20 protein-coding genes are annotated in these 18,799 nt (G+C 55.5%); 2 read left to right on the plus strand and 18 right to left on the minus strand.

Annotation, left to right across the window (positions count from 1 at the left end; translation table 11 throughout):
• The 17 genes from E7Z62_03535 to E7Z62_03615 all read right to left on the minus strand — a co-directional run.
• Positions 1-1,460, minus strand: a 1,460-nt coding sequence (locus E7Z62_03535; protein ID MBE6522183.1) for a hypothetical protein, incomplete at its 3' end; no start/stop codon positions are given.
• A 236-nt stretch (positions 1,461-1,696) separates the two neighbouring features.
• Entirely contained in the window at positions 1,697-2,113 is a 417-nt protein-coding gene (locus tag E7Z62_03540; protein MBE6522184.1) for a hypothetical protein, read from the minus strand.
• Positions 2,110-2,724 (minus strand): hypothetical protein, encoded by a 615-nt coding sequence (locus tag E7Z62_03545; protein MBE6522185.1) that lies wholly within the window; start codon positions 2,722-2,724, stop codon positions 2,110-2,112. Before E7Z62_03545 ends, E7Z62_03540 begins: the two co-directional genes overlap by 4 nt.
• On the minus strand, positions 2,657-3,460 hold the full coding sequence (locus tag E7Z62_03550; GenBank protein ID MBE6522186.1) for a hypothetical protein: 804 nt from the start codon (positions 3,458-3,460) through the stop codon (positions 2,657-2,659). The genes E7Z62_03545 and E7Z62_03550 overlap by 68 nt, the downstream gene beginning before the upstream one ends.
• 75 nt (positions 3,461-3,535) lie before the next feature.
• Positions 3,536-3,754 (minus strand): hypothetical protein, encoded by a 219-nt coding sequence (locus E7Z62_03555; GenBank protein MBE6522187.1) that lies wholly within the window; start codon positions 3,752-3,754, stop codon positions 3,536-3,538.
• A complete protein-coding gene (locus tag E7Z62_03560) occupies positions 3,724-4,035 on the minus strand; it encodes a hypothetical protein (GenBank protein MBE6522188.1) in 312 nt (103 codons plus the stop codon). Before E7Z62_03560 ends, E7Z62_03555 begins: the two co-directional genes overlap by 31 nt.
• On the minus strand, positions 4,014-4,424 hold the full coding sequence (locus E7Z62_03565; protein MBE6522189.1) for a hypothetical protein: 411 nt from the start codon (positions 4,422-4,424) through the stop codon (positions 4,014-4,016). Before E7Z62_03565 ends, E7Z62_03560 begins: the two co-directional genes overlap by 22 nt.
• Before the next feature lie 2 nt (positions 4,425-4,426).
• Positions 4,427-5,761 carry a PKD domain-containing protein gene (locus E7Z62_03570; protein ID MBE6522190.1) on the minus strand — a complete coding sequence of 445 codons (1,335 nt, stop codon included), beginning with the start codon at positions 5,759-5,761 and terminating at the stop codon, positions 4,427-4,429.
• Complete coding sequence (locus E7Z62_03575; protein ID MBE6522191.1) at positions 5,751-7,550, minus strand: hypothetical protein; 1,800 nt, start codon at positions 7,548-7,550, stop codon at positions 5,751-5,753. The genes E7Z62_03570 and E7Z62_03575 overlap by 11 nt, the downstream gene beginning before the upstream one ends.
• A gap of 5 nt (positions 7,551-7,555) precedes the next feature.
• Entirely contained in the window at positions 7,556-9,031 is a 1,476-nt protein-coding gene (locus tag E7Z62_03580; GenBank protein MBE6522192.1) for a hypothetical protein, read from the minus strand.
• Between the two features lie 60 nt (positions 9,032-9,091).
• Positions 9,092-9,301, minus strand: a complete 210-nt coding sequence (locus E7Z62_03585; protein ID MBE6522193.1) for a hypothetical protein — start codon at positions 9,299-9,301, stop codon at positions 9,092-9,094.
• Between the two features lie 139 nt (positions 9,302-9,440).
• On the minus strand, positions 9,441-11,705 hold the full coding sequence (locus E7Z62_03590; GenBank protein MBE6522194.1) for a hypothetical protein: 2,265 nt from the start codon (positions 11,703-11,705) through the stop codon (positions 9,441-9,443).
• Between the two features lie 9 nt (positions 11,706-11,714).
• Positions 11,715-12,692 carry a hypothetical protein gene (locus E7Z62_03595; GenBank protein MBE6522195.1) on the minus strand — a complete coding sequence of 326 codons (978 nt, stop codon included), beginning with the start codon at positions 12,690-12,692 and terminating at the stop codon, positions 11,715-11,717.
• A gap of 188 nt (positions 12,693-12,880) precedes the next feature.
• Positions 12,881-13,096, minus strand: coding sequence for a hypothetical protein (locus tag E7Z62_03600; GenBank protein MBE6522196.1), 216 nt, complete (start codon positions 13,094-13,096; stop codon positions 12,881-12,883).
• Positions 13,093-13,482: a hypothetical protein gene (locus E7Z62_03605; GenBank protein ID MBE6522197.1), complete on the minus strand. Its 390-nt coding sequence runs from the start codon at positions 13,480-13,482 to the stop codon at positions 13,093-13,095. The genes E7Z62_03600 and E7Z62_03605 overlap by 4 nt, the downstream gene beginning before the upstream one ends.
• A 414-nt stretch (positions 13,483-13,896) precedes the next feature.
• Positions 13,897-15,531: an amidohydrolase gene (locus tag E7Z62_03610; protein MBE6522198.1), complete on the minus strand. Its 1,635-nt coding sequence runs from the start codon at positions 15,529-15,531 to the stop codon at positions 13,897-13,899.
• Positions 15,532-15,704: 173 nt separating this feature from the next.
• Positions 15,705-16,088: a CopG family ribbon-helix-helix protein gene (locus tag E7Z62_03615; GenBank protein ID MBE6522199.1), complete on the minus strand. Its 384-nt coding sequence runs from the start codon at positions 16,086-16,088 to the stop codon at positions 15,705-15,707.
• A gap of 91 nt (positions 16,089-16,179) precedes the next feature.
• Between E7Z62_03615 and E7Z62_03620 the strand changes: the two genes are divergently transcribed.
• Entirely contained in the window at positions 16,180-16,959 is a 780-nt protein-coding gene (locus E7Z62_03620) for a divalent heavy-metal cations transporter (GenBank protein MBE6522200.1), read from the plus strand.
• A 54-nt stretch (positions 16,960-17,013) separates the two neighbouring features.
• Positions 17,014-17,367 carry a dinitrogenase iron-molybdenum cofactor biosynthesis protein gene (locus tag E7Z62_03625; protein MBE6522201.1) on the plus strand — a complete coding sequence of 118 codons (354 nt, stop codon included), beginning with the start codon at positions 17,014-17,016 and terminating at the stop codon, positions 17,365-17,367.
• 61 nt (positions 17,368-17,428) lie between these two features.
• On the opposite strand, the gene E7Z62_03630 is transcribed toward E7Z62_03625, so the two are convergent.
• Complete coding sequence (locus tag E7Z62_03630; protein MBE6522202.1) at positions 17,429-18,766, minus strand: MFS transporter; 1,338 nt, start codon at positions 18,764-18,766, stop codon at positions 17,429-17,431.
• Between the last annotated feature and the right edge of the window lie 33 nt (positions 18,767-18,799).

An 18,799-nucleotide genomic window follows, 5' to 3' on the forward strand; every position in this document is an offset into this window, starting at 1 on the left:
AGGAAGAAGGAATCGGGCTCGGCAAAGGGTCCGCTGACCGTGATATCCTTATCGTTCCTAGCGAACTGGAGCGTTGAGATTGCGAATGGTATCATTTCCGCGAAATCGGACGGGGTTATGTCGTTCTCGCGCATGAAGTCCTTGTATCTGAGGTACAGATTGCGGATTAGAGCATACTGATGTGACAGGACCAGGATCCTGTTGTCCTGGATGTACCTTACGTAATTACCTATGCTGTCATGGATGCCGTCGAAGACCCTGAGTATCTCTCCGCATTCCGGACAGCACCTTATCTTGTGCTGCCTATCAATGTCCAGAGTCCTGATCTTGTTCCTGGATACGCCGCCCCAGTAGACAATCCTGACCTCCTTCTTGAGACGGGACATGGTCCAATCCTCCCAATCGAAATCGGAGAGGTCCCCCGCCATGCGTCCCTTATCGTTGAGGAGATGCTCGTAATCCTCATCCTCATAATCGGCACCTTCGGATTTGAGGCCCGGTATCATGTAATTGAGGAAGTCAAGATCCCAATCAACATCGTCCGGATCCACTTCCGAATAAGCGAGGCCCTGGTGCGTGTAGAGATAGGCGGCGTTATGCCTTATGGACCTGATCTTCTCGTCAGGATGGACCTTCTTGATGATCCATCCCGGATTCATCCTGAGGAACCTGTCGGTATCGATGTATCCGTAGCAGAGATTGTGGAAATGCGGTGAGTGGAGCCACCTTTCATTCTGCTCCCTCCAAGGATGGAAGACAGTGATGCCTGCGGTCGCGCCGCACATCTGGAGGCATCCGTAGACCCAACCCAGGACCTGCATGTATTCGTCACGCGTTTGCATCAGAGATTTCATCACCTCCTGCGGAGGCGATACGACCCAATGGCCGATATCCCCTACGTATTCGCCTTCGCCCTCATGGAGCTCCTTGTAAGCCAGCAGCATCTCCTCCGCTTTGACGCCCTGCTTGAGGGCCTTGTCGTTGAAGCACTGAGGGCATCTGGGGGACCAACAATGCAGACGCTTCGCCTGGCAGAAATGCTCCGGGTGGTCGGGACAGCTGGTGTAGACGAGACCGCCGGACCTGGAATGGATCATCCCGCATCCTTTCCTGAGAGGCCTGTCGGTATCATGACCGGGCATCGTCCAATGCAAATACTCGTGATACACCGGACGGTAGAAGCAATGGTTGCCTTCGGTGTCGATGAAGCATGTCTTTCCTGCTTGAACATCGCTATAGATGTCCAAAACGGACCTTCCTGTCTGTTGTGCAAGTATAAGGTACTCTATGGCAGGATACTCTGTACTCTCTATTGGTTCGTTGAGGATATGGGAAACGACCGGATGGGCACGGAGTGCCGCCTGCTCGGCAAGACCCTGCTTCTCAGCGAGTGCGAGATCCCTGTTGAGGGCACGGAGCCTCACCTCCTCCAATCTGAAGTCGTAATCCTCTATAGACATGGTATATCGATGGGAGATCGGGTGAGAAGGCTCTCCCGGGCCTTCATGTGATTGAATGTGAATGCCCTCTGCGGGGCGGTAAGCGGCCACTGTGTGGCCGATTGGAAGGCGGCCGGCGGACGCTCGGGGGCTGTCGCCCTGACCGGCGTCCGCACGGCCTGTTTGTCGCCCGCACACTCGCTTCGCTAAGGCTTGCTCGTGTGCGCGCCGTCCGCTCACGCGTCCGTCGGGCGACATTATGGGGATGGTGGCGGGGTTCCCTGGTGGGATACGTCGGCGTTGCCGCCGTGGGGGAACCATCCCCTGCGGGGCTTATCGGCCCGCCCCCTGCCGTCATCCTTCACGGGATGGGTCAGGTCTTCGATCGCTACGGTCCCGTTCCCCAGCCAGGCGCCGTAGTGCGCCACCCTGTCGAGATGCTGCGATCTTGCCAGGGCGTTGGACATCATGGTGTTCACGAGACGATTCTTCAGAAGCATCGCCACCGGATGGGATCCGAGACCGTAGGCCTCGTAGAATGTCGACATCCCGAAGTATTCCGCCGACAACGACGGATCCGCCAGGGAGATCTCCGGCGGGAGAGGTATCTGGGAGGAGACCCTCAGGGATAGCAGCCTGTCCGTCTCCGCATCGGATGTTACACGTACGGTCATAGCACCACGTCCCTGAGCATGTGGCTGTTCCTGTACGTCCACCATTCCACTTTCGGAATGGCGATGCACTCGTTGAACCTGGGGAAGAAGCACCAGGCCCTCGGATCGACATCGGGATGTTCGGAAACAGAGATGTCGATCCAGCGGTTGGCCATAGCCTGCCCTAACCTGAACTCGGGCCTCTCGAACTGGAGGTCCTCCTGATGCATCCTCTTGTTCAGGATGATACTGTCCTGACTCCTCACGAACGCGATATCGGTATCGGCCATGTTCTGCGTCGTGATGCACACGACGTTGGATTTGTGGGAGATAACGGACAGCCACCCCTGGATGCCTGTGTTCTTGGCGGATCCCCTGGATTGGAAGATCCTGTTGACATCCTCGATCACGGTGACCGCACCAACAGGGATATCCTTGGTCCGGGAGACCTTGCGGTATCCCGGGAACATGCTGATGTCGTAATCCAACGGGTCCAGCAAGTAGACTGGACGGTCCGGCCAGCAATAGGCTATCAGCGAATGCACGCTGCATGATTTCCCCTGCTTACCCGAACCGACGGCTATGATCAGGCCGTGCTCCATGTCCCTGATGTAATCGATGGCCCTGCTCATCCGATCCCTCCCCCGGTTCCGGATATGTGACCGAATCGTCATGCGCGAAGTCCCTTCCGTTGAGCCCCAGGGTCCCTGCTATCAGATCCAGCTGATCCTTCAGGCACTTCCTCGCGTAACCGAGACCGATCACATGGGGATGGTCCATGAGCTCGAGGTTCTCCCTCAGGACCTCCTCTAGCGTGGACCTCCAGTTGTTGTACGTCTGCTCCCTGGTCATGACCTCTATGGAACCCAGTTCATGGATCCAGCTGTATTCGATGATGCCGGATTCGGTATCGATGTTCTCCGCGAGATACACAGGCATCCCGAGGATACTGTGATACAGCACGTTGTTCCCTGATTGATCGAAGTATCTGAACATCGCATCAGGGATGAACACCGCACGGAACATGTGCGATTCCGTATCCACCGATACCACGATCTTCCCGGATGGATGATAGAGCGACCTCACAGTCCAGGAACCCAGCAGCCATCCTGCGAAGGGGGCCATCAGGACAGGCCAGTACTCCTCTAGGAGTGCGAGCATCGCATCGGGTTCGAAGACGTAGTAGCAGGCTGCGACAGCAATCACGGACAACAGAACGATTCCAATGATGGATAGGATCATCCTGTTCCTCCGACGGCGGTTGAACCTCTCCATCTCCCTCTGACGGTCCTCGGCCTGCTGTTGCATCACAGGATTATCCGAGAGGTCTGTTTCCATAGGTCCGTTGGAGATATCCTCAGAAGACATCCTTCACCTCGGTATCCAGCTTCATCCTCCCATGCAGGAAGGCCTTCCTGAAGAAGACGAAGCCGACGATCAGCATCAGTACTGGTACGAGTATCTGCACATCCTCACCCCCGAATAGAACAGCATCCCTCCAAGGAATGACAGGATGCCTCCGATGCAGAGAAAGCCTATCTCGCCCGGTATCCCCAGAACGTCCGCCAGGTAGGGGGATATCCATGAGGATGCCAGGAACAGGGCGATGCCTGCGATCATGCGGAAAGCGTTCATCTGCGGCCCTCCCTGCAGCTTCCGCATTCGGAGACCTCCGAGTAGAAAGCCAGGTAGATGACGATACACTCGAGGGCGCAGACCATGAACAGGATGAACCCGGACATCATCCAGAAGACCGTGGGGTCCGTGGGGATGTTGTCTATCACCGCGTTGGCTACGGAGTTGCCTGTGGAGTCGCTGAGCAGACTACCGAGGGATTCCCCGGTGGCCAAGGTGATGATGAGATCGAGGATGAACGCCGCATTGAGCACTCCGGCCAGAAGAGGCACCCAGAATCTGAGATTCATAGCTGCTTCCTCCTCCATCTTCCCTCGTAGCCGTCCCAGTAATGGTTCCTGGTGTTCTGCACGATGGGCGTATCGAAGTACTCCTGCTTCAGACCCAATCTTCCGCGGACGTAGTTGATTATCACCCTTGTTATGATGATCATGAGCACCACGAATCCGAAGATTATCAGGATCTGAGCTGCGTTCTGGCTTATTCCCAAGGTGGATGCGACCACGTTGGAAGCACCACCGTTGAGGAACAGCCAGGTGAACCCTCCCGCTATCGCGACCTTGAAGGCGTTGCCCCATGTGAGTATGGTGGCACCGGCGGCCTGGACGGCCTCCCCCGCAACTTTGGAGGAGGCCGCGGAGCCGCCTTTACCGAAGATCTTGGTAAGACCCTTCACAAGACTGCTCCAGGCGCTCATGGTCAGTACCTCCTCCTGGTCATCGCTAGGACGGTCGCCAGGATGATGATCGCAACGATGACGATCGTCAGGATGATGTGCTCCTTGACGAAGTCCTCGATCTGTACGATAATATCCTTGCTGTCATCGCTCTCCGCATCCCAGATGGCCTTGACCGTGACGTTGCCGGTGAGCTGCACCGACTGTCCGGGCTGGTAGGTCAGGAGGCCCAGGGCCCAGCCTGCGAATCTGCAGCCGTCCTTCGTTCCGTCATAGGATGGGAAGGTGAAGGTGCTGCTGGACTGGATGGTCTGAGCGGCAACGGTCTTCGAGCCTCCGTTGACATCGAATGTCACGGTGATGCTGGAGACGACCGGTGCTGTGCTCCTCCAGACAGCCTTCAGGACGATGTCCTGGGTTACCGAGATGGACTGTCCGGGCTGGTATGTGGTGCTGTTGTAGGACCATCCGCTGAACTCGTAGCCTGTCCTGGTCCCGCTGTAGGCGGGGACGGTGAATTCGGTCCCGGAGGCCACGCTCTGAGAGCTGACTGCGACAGAACCGCCGTTCTCATCGAAGGATACCGTACGGTAGACGATGGGTGCCGCATTCTCGGTCCAGTGGGCTACAAGAGTGATGTTGCCTGTGACCGGTGTGCTGAACACGTACTTGGCGCTGCCGAGGTACCATCCGTTGAAGGTGTATCCAGATCTGGTGGGGTCTGCCGGCTGGGTCGTAACTGTGGATCCGGAGTTCACGGTCTGGGTCGTAACTGTGGATCCTCCGTTGGAGTCGAAGACCACGGAGTATGTGACCGTCGGAGTCTCGTTCTGGGTCCATTTCGCATAGAGCGTCATGGACTTTGTGATGCCTGCGGTCCAATCGACTGCATTCACGAATGCTGCGTCGTAGAACCATCCTGCGAAGGTGTATCCCGATCTTGTGGGGTCCGCGGGCTTGGCCAGGGTCTGATTGTAGGCCTCCATCTGGATCGGTGAGATCGATGATCCGCCGTTGGTATCGAAGGAGACCACGGGGAATCCCATGATCTGAACCTTGTAGACTTCCGTTGTGGTGCCCTGGGTGTTGGTTGTCGTCTGCGTGACGTAGTATGTTCCTGTGCTTGCGTAGGTGTGTCTGGGATTCCACTCGGTGGAATGCTCGGTACCGTCTCCGAAATCCCAGTCGATGGTCTGGGCCTCGGATCCGTCGAATACGAACTGGAGGGTGTACGAATAGAATTCTCCGTAATCCCTCGTGTACTCCTGGTCAGCGTCCGCCGATGCGGCGAGACCGGGTACGGCGATTGCCATGAGAGCTATCGCCATTATCGCTATGATTCTGTTATCAAACTGCATAGATGATCGCCCCTCCTGTGGGGTTGGAATCGAATGTCAGTGCCGACAGGACGGTGACCGTGAAGGTCTTGGTCGCCGAGGTGTAGCCCGACTTCGAGAATGTGAGGGTGATGGTGTAGTCACCCGCGGTCGAAGGTGTTCCGGATACGTTGGTCCCGTTGGCAGTCAGCCAGGAGGCTCCGCTGATAGTGACGGAGCATCCGCTGACGCTGACGGTGGGCTTGAAGGCCCATGTTGTTCCCACGATGCCGTAGGAATCAGGGGTTCCGGTGACGGTGATGGTGTTGGTCTGCCATACGGCGTACAGCGCGGTGGTACCGTAGCTGAAGGTGTACGAGCTTCCTGCGGAGTAGGATGCGCTGGAAGCGGAGCTGCTGGTGCTCCATCCGAGGAAGGTGTATCCCGATCTGGTCGGTGTCGTGGAGGACAGCGTGATCGACTTGGACGTCGATGTGCTCGTGGCCGTGGTGCTGCTCGGGGCACCGGATCCGCCGTTGGCGTTGTACGATATGGTGAAGCTGTAGGTGTAGGTGGTCGTCGACGTCATCTGGGTCGCAGGATAGTAGCTCTTGGACCCGGTGATCGTGACCGAATCACCCAAACTGGTACCGTACAGTGAGGTCGCCATGTTGTAGTTGCTTGAGGTGTAGGTGGTGGTGTATGTGTAATCGGTACCGCTCCCGCTCTCGCTTGATTTACCGTACCAGTCGATGTCGAAGGATTCTCCCGAGACCACCGTGTAGGTGTGGCTGGAAGAGGTGTACTTGGAGGTATCGGAACCTCCGACCCACTTGAACGAATCCCAGTTGCCCTTGTAGACGGTGATGCTGTAGGATGTTACCTGCTTCTGCCATACGGCGTAGAGGGTCTTCGACCCGTTGTAGGTGACGCTGATCGAGCTTCCGCCGGAATAGGAAGCGGTGGATGCCGATGACGACGTTGACCATCCGAGGAAGGTGTAGCCCGACCTGGTCGGTGCCGTTGAGGAGATTGTGAAGCTGTGGCTGCTGGTGCTCGAACCGGTGTAGGATTGGGTGCTGGGTGCGCCGGATCCGCCGTTGGCGTCGTAGTACAGATAACAGGTGTACAATGTGGTTGCCGCTGTCCTAGTGAACGTACAGGTTATTGTTTTGTTGGCGGTGATCGTTCCGGATGTGGAGGACCATGAACCGAACTCATACGTATACGAGGACGTAGCCGTCTTTGGAGTGGGGGTTATTGTGTACAGGGTTGTGGACCCGGATTTGAACACCAGGCTGTTGCCGCTCTTGGAGTATGTGGTACCAGAGGGGACGAATATGCTGGTCTTGTTAAGAGAACCGTAAGAGGATCCCGAGGAGATCGAGAAGGTCACGGTGTAATTGGTGGTCGATGCCGCCTTGACGGTCACACCGTAGAGGAGGTCCTCGAGCTCGTCCACGCCTCCCTCGTCCATGATGACCAGGCGCATATAGTACTTGCCTGGTGATAGTGTTGATTTGGCAGTCAGCTCAAGACCGTGGACAGAGGGCTCGAGATCGTATTGCGAATAGTTTACCCAGCTACCCCATGTGGTGCTCGTGGCCAAACCACAGGTATAGTTGCCGCCTGCAGCCTGGATCAGATCCCACCAGTCCTCATGGAGATCGTCGACCCAGTAGAAGGTCTTGGTCTGGCCCACGTTGATGGTGAGGTCATCCTCCACGAGATCATACGCATCGGAATCGTCCGAATCATGGATCATGACGCAGGCCGAGGCCATGAGTATGGCCAAGGCCGCGAACATGAGCATTCTCATTTCGCAGTTCATATCTATCACACGGCGTAGATGATCGCTCCGCCTGTGGGTGCGGATGTGAATACCAGCTGGCTGTAGACGTTGACGGTGACTTCGGTGGAAGCGGTCTGGCCCGCTGCAGAGGTTACTGTAACGGTTGCGGTGTTCCCGGTTCCGATCGAGGACTTCTGGGCATGGAGCTGTCCGTTCTCGATGGAGACGTTAAGTCCTGTGACCGATGTGGTGGCTGCAAGGGTGTTGCCGGATCCACCTGTTACGGTGAACGCAGAGGTGTTACCACCGGTGTTCCCGGCCAGGATGTTCAGGACATCGTCTCCGGAGATCGCGAGGATGTCCTCGACGCTGACTGTTATGTCGATCGTCTTGGACTGGCCGTAAGCAGTCTCACAGGTGACCGTGATGGTCTGGTTCATTCCGACCGCTGTGGAATTCTTCACCTTGAGGATACCGTCGGAGATGGTTGCTCCGCTGAACTCGCTGATCGTCCAGGTCTTGGTCGATGAATCGGATGCCGTGATGGAAGCTGTCTTCTCCGTCGCGTTGTTCTTGTAGGTCAGGATCGAGGAGCTGCAGCTCAGGGTGAGGGCAGGCTCGGACTGGATGGTGATCTGCTTGGTGGCCGACTGGGAAGGTCCGTTCGTCGCGGTACCGGTGATGGTGACGGTCGTGGACTGGACGGTGCCGGATTTACCGGAAACGACTCCGGTGCTGGTGTTCAGAGTGAACCCAGAGGGAAGTGTTCCGCTGGTGACGGACCAGGTGACGCCGATATCGGATCCGTTGGTGATGGCTGTGGACGAGACCGTGGTGTTGTAGGACTTGATGGTCTCAGCGGATCCTCCGACGATCTTGGAGTAGACTGTGAATCCGACCTCCAGGTTCTTGGTCTCCCCTCCGGGTGCTGTGGCTGTCAGGTAGACGGTCTGGGCGCCGAGTGCGGTGGGGGTTCCGGAAACGACCCCGTTGCTGAGGGTAAGGCCGTCGGGCAGGGATTTGCCGGATGTGACTGTCCAGGTGACATCACCCATTCCGGAGGTACCGGTAGGGGTGAAGTTGATGTTGCTGCCCTTGATGATGTCGTTGATTGTTCCGCTGACGCTGAGACCGCTTACGACGGTGAATGTGACATACTGATAGGCTGTCTGGGAGACAGGCGATGTCATCATCGCCTTGATGACGACGTTGTACTTCGTACCCGCAGAAGCGTTGGTGGGGATGTTCACGGTCACGGTCTTTCCGCTGACTGATCCAACGTTGCCGTCGTTGACCTGGAGGGAGACCGTGAGGTATTCGGTCAGATCGCTCGGGAAGTCAGGTGTGTAGGTCCACCTGTAGCCGGGAGCGATGTTGATGTTCGTAGGTGAGCCGTAGGTTGCGCTGAGGTCCTCCCCGATGGCATCGGACTGCTGGGAATCCGTCACGAGGACGGAGGACCCTGCCAGTGCCATGACGAGGACTGCGAACACGGCTGCAAGTTTGATGTTTGCTAACATGTTTTCAACTCGTTTTGGGCCCGGTTTTCAATAACGGATACCGGGAACGTCGTTCGAATGCTATTTCGGGATGGCCAGAGCTATCGCTGAGACCATCATGAGTGCGTAGATCAGGAGAGGGAGCCAGTAGGCCTCGAAGAACTGGCTGAAGTCGAGACCGGAGACGTAGGTGACGCTGTCAGAGTCCTTGGTCAAGTAGGAGATACCCAGGTCGATGCCGATCCAGGCCAAAGCCGAAGCTATCGCCGGGATTATCGCAGGGAGCACCATCAGAGGCACCTCCTTATCCTGTACCTGATTATCAGCGCGGTACCGAAGGCACCCGCTGCGGAGAGCCCCCAGAACCACGGATCGTCGAGGGCGTTCGCCAGAATATCCCAGATTGTGATGACGGGGATGGCCACTTCGGTCATCTGTACTGCCTCCTTCTCTGGAATCTCTTGATAATCGAGGATCCCTGGCCGTATCCGGACTGCTGCGGTCTTATGTCTCTAAGGATGAAGACCGCGATGGCCGATACCGAGATGACGAAGAACACGGCCATGACGACCATGTAATCATGTCTCTCCTCTTCCAGATCCTGGATCTCGGTTCCTCTGACGGTAATCTTTATGGTCTTGGACACAGTTGCCTGGTTGCCGTTGTGTACCGAGACGGTTAGGTCGAAGACCCCCTTCTCGGTAGGTTCAGCTCTCAATACACCATCCAATACCGTAACGAATCCGGCTGCTGAACCGGAGACTGTGATGGGTACCCCCTCATCCACAGAAAGAATGACATCCAGTCTCTCACCGACGAGCATCTCGAAGTCCGTCAGTTCAGAGATGTCCACATCCTCATGGGGGATGAGGTTGATCGATACCATCTCTGATCTCGATACCTCGGATACGTTGTTAACCGCTTTGCAGACTACAGTGTACCTTCCCTCCTTGCTGTAAGTGAAGGCGTTGCCCTGCTCGGCTATGCCGTCTCCGTCGAAGTCATAGGAGTAGAACGATGCGTTCTGTCCTTTGAACACTGCAACAACAGTGTATCCGTCATCGCTGAGGACGAGATCAAAGTCCGCCACAGGTGCGGATGTCTCCGTTCTGTAGATCGTTACGGACCAGGAATCACTACCGACGTGGACATCATAGGATTCCCCGATGTAGGCATCGGAAGGTGTTCCGACGATCATCCTGTAGGTCTTGCCGTTGAGCTCCTGGGTGACCACGCTGAAGGGTGCCCCGTTCTGGATGGACACTTCGGCATCGGATTCCACGATGCAGCTGTATCTGACACCTGCCCATGCCGCTTCGCGGTGGTAGTTGTCCAGGCATATAACTGTGAAATCCTCAGAAACAAAGGATCCGTCGTAGCCTGCCAGGGTGCATGTGACGGTGTAGCTGCCGGATGCAGGGAACTCGAATAATGCCGTGGAGGAGGATGTCGCGAAGACCCTTCCCTCGTAGGACCAGATGATGTTCGATGCGTTGGCATAGCCGCTGAGTACAAAGTCATACACTCTGGGCTCGTTCGCTCTGGGTGTTGCGGTGATGGCGCCCATTATCGGTGCCGGAGCCGTGATCGGCCTCTCGTTCACCTTCACGAAGACCGTGTTGGTCACGTTGACGTACCCGTCGAGTGATGCGGTGTAGGTGATGGAGTAGGTACCTGTCCTGGTTAAAGTGCCGTTGATGGTCCTTCCCTCCACGGAGAGGTCGTGATCGGTGACGACGTTACCGTCGATGGTCACGTAGCTCAGGGTGATCTCCGCGTTGGTGGGGTTGGTCACCGGGGTGTAGGAGAAAGCGTCGCCTGCCGAAAGGACGTATTCGATCGGTTTGACTATGGTGATCGGAACCTTGACGGTGATCACCGATTCTCCGGTGATGTATCCGGTGTAGGATGCGGAAACGGTCACGTAGTAGGTTCCCGGCTCCACACCTTCCATATCCAGAACGATTCCCTCATCGCTCACGCGCACGCTGGCGCTCCCGAGTCCTCCGAGGGAGGATACCGAGAGCACGGCATCGGAAGGGACAGTCCTCATCGGGAGCACCGATGTTTGGCCGCTTGTGATGGTGGCAATGGCATCGGAGATCTGCACGGTGTTCCTCTTCCATACCGCATGGAGGGTGACGTCCTTTGTCGGGGCGTAGGACTCCAAGGCAGCAGATGAGGTGGCGGATACAGCCCACCCGACGAAGTCATAGGCTCCGCTGGAATGGGTCGCCTGGGGCAGGGATGCGTAGGATCCTTTGGTTATGGTCTCTGTCCAGGTCTGATTGCCTTTGACCAGGCCGATCCCAGCGTCGTATGTGACGGTGCATTCTCCGGTGTAGATCGAGACATGGAACTCATAGAAGTCGCTGTCATCGGTCATCTTGAACACATAGGATCCCGTCGAGGCGGTGACCGTACCACTGAGATACGCTGTGTAGACGCTGCCGTACCAGGCCGATCCGGTCTTCTCCAGGGTGACCTCCAGTCCCGGAGGCACATCGCCTGAATAGAATACCGTGGTCTTTCCGATGAGAGCTGTCAGATCCTCGTCGACCTCCTGGCCTACCTCGTACTGGAGATTGTATGTGGTGGTAGAAGCATCGGAACCATCCGTGAGGATGATGGCCGACGCTGTCGCTATGAAGAGAACGGCCATAGCTATCGCTGAAACACGTATGATTCCGTTCATCCTCAAGCCTCAATAATTCCTGCCGTACTGCCTTCCGCCCTTCCTTTTGAAGTAGAGGTCAGGGTTCTTCTGCACGACACTGCAGACGGCCTGCTTATCTTCGGGGGATGCCGAGGGATTGGTCAGGACCTTGAGGGCGTAGCTGGAGTTGCCGTTCCTGTTGCGACCCTGGAAGGCCTTGACGAAGAACTTCTTCTCCTTCGGAGTCATCGAATCGAACTCCTCCTGGGATTTCCAATGGGCTGCCCAGAATCCTCTGCGCTGCACCTGTGGGCCTGCCGCGATCGCTTCGTCGTCCGGTGCGAACATGTGCGGGGCGTTGTTCCTGAGCCTGACCAGGTTGACCTTGGTCTCCTCGGGAGTCTGAGGATTGTTCAGGACCTTCTGGAAGTACCTGGTCCTCGCCACATCGCTCTTCAGACCTGAAACTGTGCTGTAGAGGTCGTCGTAGCTGCGCACCTCCGAGATCGGACGCTGCTGTCTGCGGTTGTTCCTTCCGAAGAAACCTCCGCGGGGTGCCTGGTTGGCAGCTCCGTAGTAATCGGAGAAACCGTTGGGGTTGCCGTAGCCCTGGAAGGATTCGGATCCGCCGTCATGGTATCCGCCAGTGTTGTTACCGCGGCTATCATAGCGGTTCCCTTGGTTATCGTATGCGAATCCATCGCTGTCGTAGACGCGTCCTCCGGACCTGTCACGGTACTGTCCGCCGTATCCGCGGCCGTATCCCTTGCCGTACATCCATGACCCTTTCTTTCCGCGGTTCCCGTTGCCGAACTGGGCGTTCATCTGCTCGTCTGTGAGGAACTTCTGAGGGTTCTGCTCACGATACTGTCTGATGACGTCTATGTTCTGGTTGGGGCTGTTCGGATTGGTCATGATCTTGTTGTAGTATCTCGTCGCCTTCAGGGGTGACATTCCTGAGAAGATGCGCGTCACCTCGCTGGGCGTGAGCTTCTGAATTCCGTTCTCTAAGTTGTTTGAAGCCATTTGTTCACCTATAAGATAGGTTCCCGGCTGATTCCCGCCGGGCGGATGTTCTCGGTGCCGATTTTGGGTGCGGGAGCCCCGAATCTGAGGGGATCACGGGCATAAGGAGTCAAATATTGGAAAGAGAGCGAACAGATCAGGAAAGCGTTTCGGTACAGGTTCCCATGATCCTTTCCTCTCCGAGGCCCTCACTTCTCCCAGATCTTCAGCACTTCTGCCTTGCCTCCGTACGGATTCTCCCTGCTCAGCCTGATCCTGGTCGTGTCCGATAGCTCGAATTGGCTCCGGGCGGCCCTTTCCGCATCCTCACGGGAGGAATAGCGGAAGCGCTGCTTCCGGAGGTCTCCGTTGCTCCAGACATGCCATACATCAACGATGAACGGGCGATCCGAGATGGTCTTCACGCTGCCGTCCTGAACTTGGCCATCGCTTTCTGGGCGAAGTCGACATCGTCGATGATGGTCTCGTTGTCGATCTTGACGCCGTCGAGGGCCTTTGCGAACTTCGCCACGAATGCGGCGTAGGCGCTCCACCACTCGCCGTCGAGGGGCATTTCGACGAACTGTCCGTTGAAGGATGCGGTGATCCTGGGGACGGCCTCGCGCTGAACATCGGTCTTCTCGTCGTAGTAGGAGACGAGCTTGAGACCGAGGTACACATGATCCTTGTTGAAGGTCATGATGGGGGTCTTCTGCGTTCCCTTCGTGACTGCCTGTCCGGGTGCGTTCTGTATTCCAAGTGCCTGTCTGACTTCCTGGGCCATTTCGGCCTTTGCAGTATTCTCTGCCATGTGTTTTCACTCCTGTTTGTATATCGTTTCTTAAGAGGTTTGAAAAAGGTTTATCGCGCAATTATCGCATACTCCGCCTGACTAATGTATGATCAGACTGAACAGTTTGCAGATAGTGAAATCAATAGTAGGGCGTAGAGGAAAACGATGGTTAGAATGGTCAATTCCCAGGGGAAATCGAACCGGTCCAAAGAACCAGTTTTTGACCCCTCTTTCGGATATGCTGGCAAGGTAGGGTGGTGCCTTCCGTCGGGAGCACTATTTTTTCATCATCCAGACTACTATTCTTGTGCTTCTTGCTGAATTCACTAGAATGTTCTCGTTGAATGAAAGAAGAGTCTTTTGGTAATTGCTGACGAAGTAGTTACGACCCGGAATGGACCGGGCCGAAAGAGTTTGTGAAGCCTGAGGTATTCACCTGCTGTATGCGACTTCACCGTCTATGATCGTGGCCTTGACCTTTGCATTCGCGACCTTCTGTGCATCGTCATGGAGCAGATCGCAGTCGAACACCGTCATGTTGGCGAGCTTTCCGCATTCTATCGAACCCATACGGCTCTCCTGGTGCCACTGATATGCTACGTTGATAGTCATCGCACGCAATGCCTGCTCGCGAGTGATGCACTCCGAGGGATTGCCCTGAGTCGCCATACCGCCATACTCCTCTTGCGGGAGTGCGCGGAACTCAGCCATGTATATGCTGAGGCCGATGTCGACCATGGGGGAGACCGGATAATCGGAATGGAATACTGGAACAGATCCCGTGTCGAAGAACGATTTAATTGGATAGGATTGGTTCGCCAGTTCCTCTCCCACATATTTCGCTTCCTGCTCGAAGAAGGCGGGGATCTTCGCAGTCCACAGCGGGGCCACTGCGGGAACGGAGTGTGTCGATGCCATGCGTCTGATGTCCTCGTCAGTGACGAAATGCAGATGCGCGAGTATGTTGCGCTGATCCATGTCCCCGGTGATCTTCTCCGCATCTTCTATGCATCCGAGCATGAAGTGTGTAGCACCGCCTCCTTCGGAGTGCACGTGCACCGACAGTCCTTCCTTGTCCGCTTCCACGATGAGCTCCACCATCTTATCATGGTCGTTGAAGCGCTCCACACCGTGGTAGCCGGGCTGATCCGCATAATCCTGATTCTGCCATCCGGTATGTGCTTCGGTCACACCGTCAAGGAACGCCTTGACCCCGATGACATGGTAGTATTCCTCGCTGTATTTCGCACGGTCTGCCGCTATGCGGGCGATCTCTGCTTTCGGACTCTCGACGTTGTCGGGGGCCAGCAGATAGGAGTATGTACGCAGCTTCAGCTTTCCCTCCTGCTCCAGTTCATGGTATACTCTGGATGCTTCGGGGAAGAGCAGCTCGGCCCCTGCATCGGCTACGGCAGTGAATCCTTTGGCGATGATGAAGTCCTGCCAATCTAGGATATAATTCTTCAGATCCTCGAATGAGTTCGGTATCATGTTGAGAATGCGCAGCACGGGCATCTCGCAGACGTACCCGTCCGGTTCGCCGTTCTCATCCACATGGACCAGGTCGTATCCCACCTCCTTGGCATACTTCGCATCGATCCCGGCCCATTCCAGAGCCTTCGTGTTGAGGAGGAGGGAGTGCCCTCCGGCTGAGTGCATGATCAGCGGCTTGTCGGCGCATATCTCGTCGAGATATGTCCTGGAGATGTATTCCCCTGTCTCGCCCCAACCTGCAGCCAGGTACACTTCGCGCTGAGGGTTGTTTTTTATGAACTCTTTTATGACTGCGGGGTATTTCTTGTAATCCGGAGGCATCACCACAGTCAGGTTGGCCTGTCCGATCGAGCGGTATCCGGCGAATGCGCCGTGGGTGTGCGATTCCAGAAATCCGGGGTAGATGAAACTCTCTCCGTAATCCAGGATCTCCGCATCGGAACCTCCGAGCTGTTTCGCTGTATCGGCGTCGCCGATATACGTGAACACCCCGTTCTTGACCAATGCCGCCTTTGCTGTAGGTCTTTTCTCATCCATGGTGACGATGTTGCCTAGAATTACTGTCTGTTTCATTGCTAAATCTCCTATTCAATCGAAGATGGAAGTTTCTCCTTCTTCGCGTATTACGACTTATGAACTGTAGACGACAGATATAATTCGTACAGATGTACAGTCGGAAAAAGTGTCGGTGTTTGGATAAGAGAACGGTATGTTGATGCTAGATGCATCTTCACGAGTCGATCAATTCATCCTCTGACGAACTTGACGTAATCGGCCTTGTCCTGAGCGCGGATGTCCTTCATCATGTCGGACAGTTCCTTCGATGCGCAGGAGACCACCATGACCTCGAGGCATTTGTGGTCCTTCAGATGTGAATGCATCTGCGTTTTGATGATATCCTGATATTTGGCCTGGATTTGGATCATCCAAGGGTCCGCATGGTTGCCTCTGACGATGATCAGGACACCTTCTATGACCCCTTCAAGGGAGCTCATCTCCTTGATCTCATTCATGGCGACGGATATCGATGCCCTCATCGCCTCAGATCTTCCCTTGAGTCCGTAAGCGCTTTGGATGCTGTCAAGCATATCCGTGTATTCGTCGTTCAGTGATACGCTGATGATCGTCATGGTACCCGGTTAATAATATCCTCCATTCAGATGATTGAAAGTTATTAACATAATACGAATATTTTAATAATCGCCATCTGAAAAGAGGTGTATGGATGCTTTGTTGCTGTTCGCGCTCTATTCGCTGCTGCTGATCGCAGTTTCCCTCATAGCGGCCTATCTTCCTCAGATGGGCAAGCTGAAGGATCAGAGCGCACATATGATGATAGCCCTGAGTACGGGAATATTCATGGGGCTGATGGTCTTCATGCTCCTTCCAGAGGGTCTGGAGGAATGTGAGGAAGGCGGAATAGATACACATTTCGCGATGTATGCGCTTCTCGCAGGATTCCTTGTGATCATGGTGATTGATACCATCATGAAGCATAAACACCTGGCCACCTGCGGATGCCACATGCACGATGACGGTCATGAGCACAGGGTCACATCGATGTCCTCTTTCGTAGGTCTCGCGATTCACGCAGCATGCGACGGTCTCGCCCTTGCGGCCATGTTCATGGCCGGAGAGGAGGTAGGGCTCATGGCCACAATCGGTCTGTGCATACACAAGTTCGCAGAGCTATTTTCGTTGTCATCTACTATGCTGCTGTCTGATCTCGATAAGAAATCGTCGATGTTCCGTCTCGGGCTGTTCTCCCTGATCACGCCTGTTGCTGGGCTGCTTTTCTTCCTTCTGTTCAGCGATATGGAGGTGGAAGGAACACTCGGAATCCCATTGACATTCGCGGCAGGAACCTTGCTGTATGTGATCACCTGCAACATGATCCCGGAATCTTTCCACAGGGACAGGAGCTACAGGACCCTGATGCTGATCTTGATCGGAATCGCAATAATGATGGCCGTTGCACTGGCCTTCCCGCATTCGCACTGAGTGATTGAGAGGTCTAAGTCAGTTATAATTAGTTAGAAGGGGTACGGGGACCACATGAAGATTGCAGTCACATACGAAAACGGAATGGTCTTCCAGCATTTTGGAAGGACTCAGCAGTTCAAGGTCTACGATGTAGAGGATGGAAAGGTACTCAGCTCCAGAGTGATCGGAAATGACGGGCTATCACACGGAGCCCTCGGCGAGATCCTGATGAGGGAGAAGGTAGAGGTCTTCATCTGCGGAGGTATCGGCGGAGGAGCGAGGGACATGATCGCTTCACGCGGTATCAAACTCATCCCGGGGGTCAGCGGGAATGCCGATCAGGCGGTGGAGCAGTACCTCAAAGGAACACTCGACTTCGATCCTAATGCGGCATGCCATGCCCACGGCGATCATCAATGTCATTGAGGGGTGGTGTCGGCGTAATTGCCGACCCATTCCAAACCTTTTATGCTGTTTTTCTGACGTCTCATTCCGATGTGTCCGTCAAACTGATCCCCTTCGTCTCTCTGCCGAATACCAGGATCACCAGCGCCACAAGTGCGAATGCCGCTGCAAGGACCGCGAACACCAGTATGAACCCTTCATCCTTTCCGAAGCTGGAATACAGAACGGGGACGATGAACGGGGCGATGAAGGCTCCGATACGTCCGAAGGCTGATGCCCAACCAGTTCCGGAACCGCGGACATCCGTGGGATAGACCTCAGGGGTGTAGGAATAGACGCATCCCCATGCACCGAGGGCGAAGAAGTACAGGAGACAACCCGCAGCGAGGATGGTCTCGTCCGAATCGGCGTGTCCGAAGAACCATGAGGCCAATGCCGTTCCGAAGAAGTAGACTATCAAGGTCGGTTTGCGCCCCCACCTCTCCACCAGATAGGCCGCGCTGAAGTAACCCGGGAGCTGCGCTAGACACATGATAACGGTAAAACCGAAGCTCTTGACGATATCGAATCCCTGTTCCGTTAGCAGGCTGGGAGTCCAGAGCACGAACCCATAGTAGCCGAAGTTAATACCGAACCAGATGACCCATAGGACTGACGTAGAGCGGAGATTCTCTTTCTTCCAGAGCATCCTGAATTCCTCGTACCACGGTCTCTTTTCAGCCTTTTCAGGGACAGAGTTGTCGGGACAGGATACTACGCCGGCAGCAGATTCCATTTCAGAAACTATCTTCTCAGCCTCATCGCGCCTTCCGTTGAGCTCCAGGTATCTGGGGGATTCGGGGACCTTGAAACGCAATGCGGCGGCGAACAGTGCAGGAACAGCACCTACAAAGAATGCCATGCGCCATCCGTATGCCGGTATCACGAGGAATGCCACGAGGGATGCGGCGATCCATCCCCAAGCCCAGAAGCTCTCGAGGATGACTACATTCCTCCCTCTCGATTTCAGAGGAGAGAGTTCGCTCACCAACGTGGAGGCGGCCGGAAGTTCTCCACCCAGTCCGAAACCGGTTATGAAACGGAAGATGATCAGCATCCAGTATTCGGTGGCGATCCCGCAAAGGAAGCTGCCTATACTGTATATCAACAATGTATAGAGGATAACCGCGCGCCTTCCCAAGCGGTCTGATATCGCTCCAGAGAGAGCGGCTCCCAGGATCATTCCGAAGATACCTGAACTGGTCAGCCAGCTGAGTTCGTATTTCGAGAGGTCCCAATCAGTACCGATGGCAGCGATGACTCCGCTGACCATCCCTTGGTCCATCGCATCGAACATCCATCCCAGGCCTACCAGGAACAGAATTCCCCATGTCATCTTGGTCATCGGGAGTGATTCGATGCGCTGAGAGATGCTCGCCATTGTCCTTACCGACCAGGCTCATCGGAAGATGCG

The organism is Thermoplasmata archaeon, from assembly GCA_015063285.1.
GTDB lineage: Archaea > Thermoplasmatota > Thermoplasmata > Methanomassiliicoccales > Methanomethylophilaceae > Methanoprimaticola.

Coding starts and splice junctions, on each gene's coding strand:
- E7Z62_03590 (MBE6522194.1), bottom strand. CDS start 11,705: ATGAACGGAATCATACGTGTTTCAGCGATAGCTATGGCCGTTCTCTTC.
- E7Z62_03585 (MBE6522193.1), bottom strand. CDS start 9,301: ATGGTGCTCCCTGCGATAATCCCGGCGATAGCTTCGGCTTTGGCCTGG.
- E7Z62_03605 (MBE6522197.1), bottom strand. CDS start 13,482: ATGGCAGAGAATACTGCAAAGGCCGAAATGGCCCAGGAAGTCAGACAG.
- E7Z62_03610 (MBE6522198.1), bottom strand. CDS start 15,531: ATGAAACAGACAGTAATTCTAGGCAACATCGTCACCATGGATGAGAAA.
- E7Z62_03595 (MBE6522195.1), bottom strand. CDS start 12,692: ATGGCTTCAAACAACTTAGAGAACGGAATTCAGAAGCTCACGCCCAGC.
- E7Z62_03615 (MBE6522199.1), bottom strand. CDS start 16,088: ATGACGATCATCAGCGTATCACTGAACGACGAATACACGGATATGCTT.
- E7Z62_03560 (MBE6522188.1), bottom strand. CDS start 4,035: ATGGAGGAGGAAGCAGCTATGAATCTCAGATTCTGGGTGCCTCTTCTG.
- E7Z62_03570 (MBE6522190.1), bottom strand. CDS start 5,761: ATGCAGTTTGATAACAGAATCATAGCGATAATGGCGATAGCTCTCATG.
- E7Z62_03540 (MBE6522184.1), bottom strand. CDS start 2,113: ATGACCGTACGTGTAACATCCGATGCGGAGACGGACAGGCTGCTATCC.
- E7Z62_03545 (MBE6522185.1), bottom strand. CDS start 2,724: ATGAGCAGGGCCATCGATTACATCAGGGACATGGAGCACGGCCTGATC.
- E7Z62_03575 (MBE6522191.1), bottom strand. CDS start 7,550: ATGAACTGCGAAATGAGAATGCTCATGTTCGCGGCCTTGGCCATACTC.
- E7Z62_03620 (MBE6522200.1), top strand. CDS start 16,180: ATGGATGCTTTGTTGCTGTTCGCGCTCTATTCGCTGCTGCTGATCGCA.
- E7Z62_03565 (MBE6522189.1), bottom strand. CDS start 4,424: ATGAGCGCCTGGAGCAGTCTTGTGAAGGGTCTTACCAAGATCTTCGGT.
- E7Z62_03550 (MBE6522186.1), bottom strand. CDS start 3,460: ATGTCTTCTGAGGATATCTCCAACGGACCTATGGAAACAGACCTCTCG.
- E7Z62_03630 (MBE6522202.1), bottom strand. CDS start 18,766: ATGGCGAGCATCTCTCAGCGCATCGAATCACTCCCGATGACCAAGATG.
- E7Z62_03625 (MBE6522201.1), top strand. CDS start 17,014: ATGAAGATTGCAGTCACATACGAAAACGGAATGGTCTTCCAGCATTTT.
- E7Z62_03580 (MBE6522192.1), bottom strand. CDS start 9,031: ATGTTAGCAAACATCAAACTTGCAGCCGTGTTCGCAGTCCTCGTCATG.
- E7Z62_03555 (MBE6522187.1), bottom strand. CDS start 3,754: ATGCGGAAGCTGCAGGGAGGGCCGCAGATGAACGCTTTCCGCATGATC.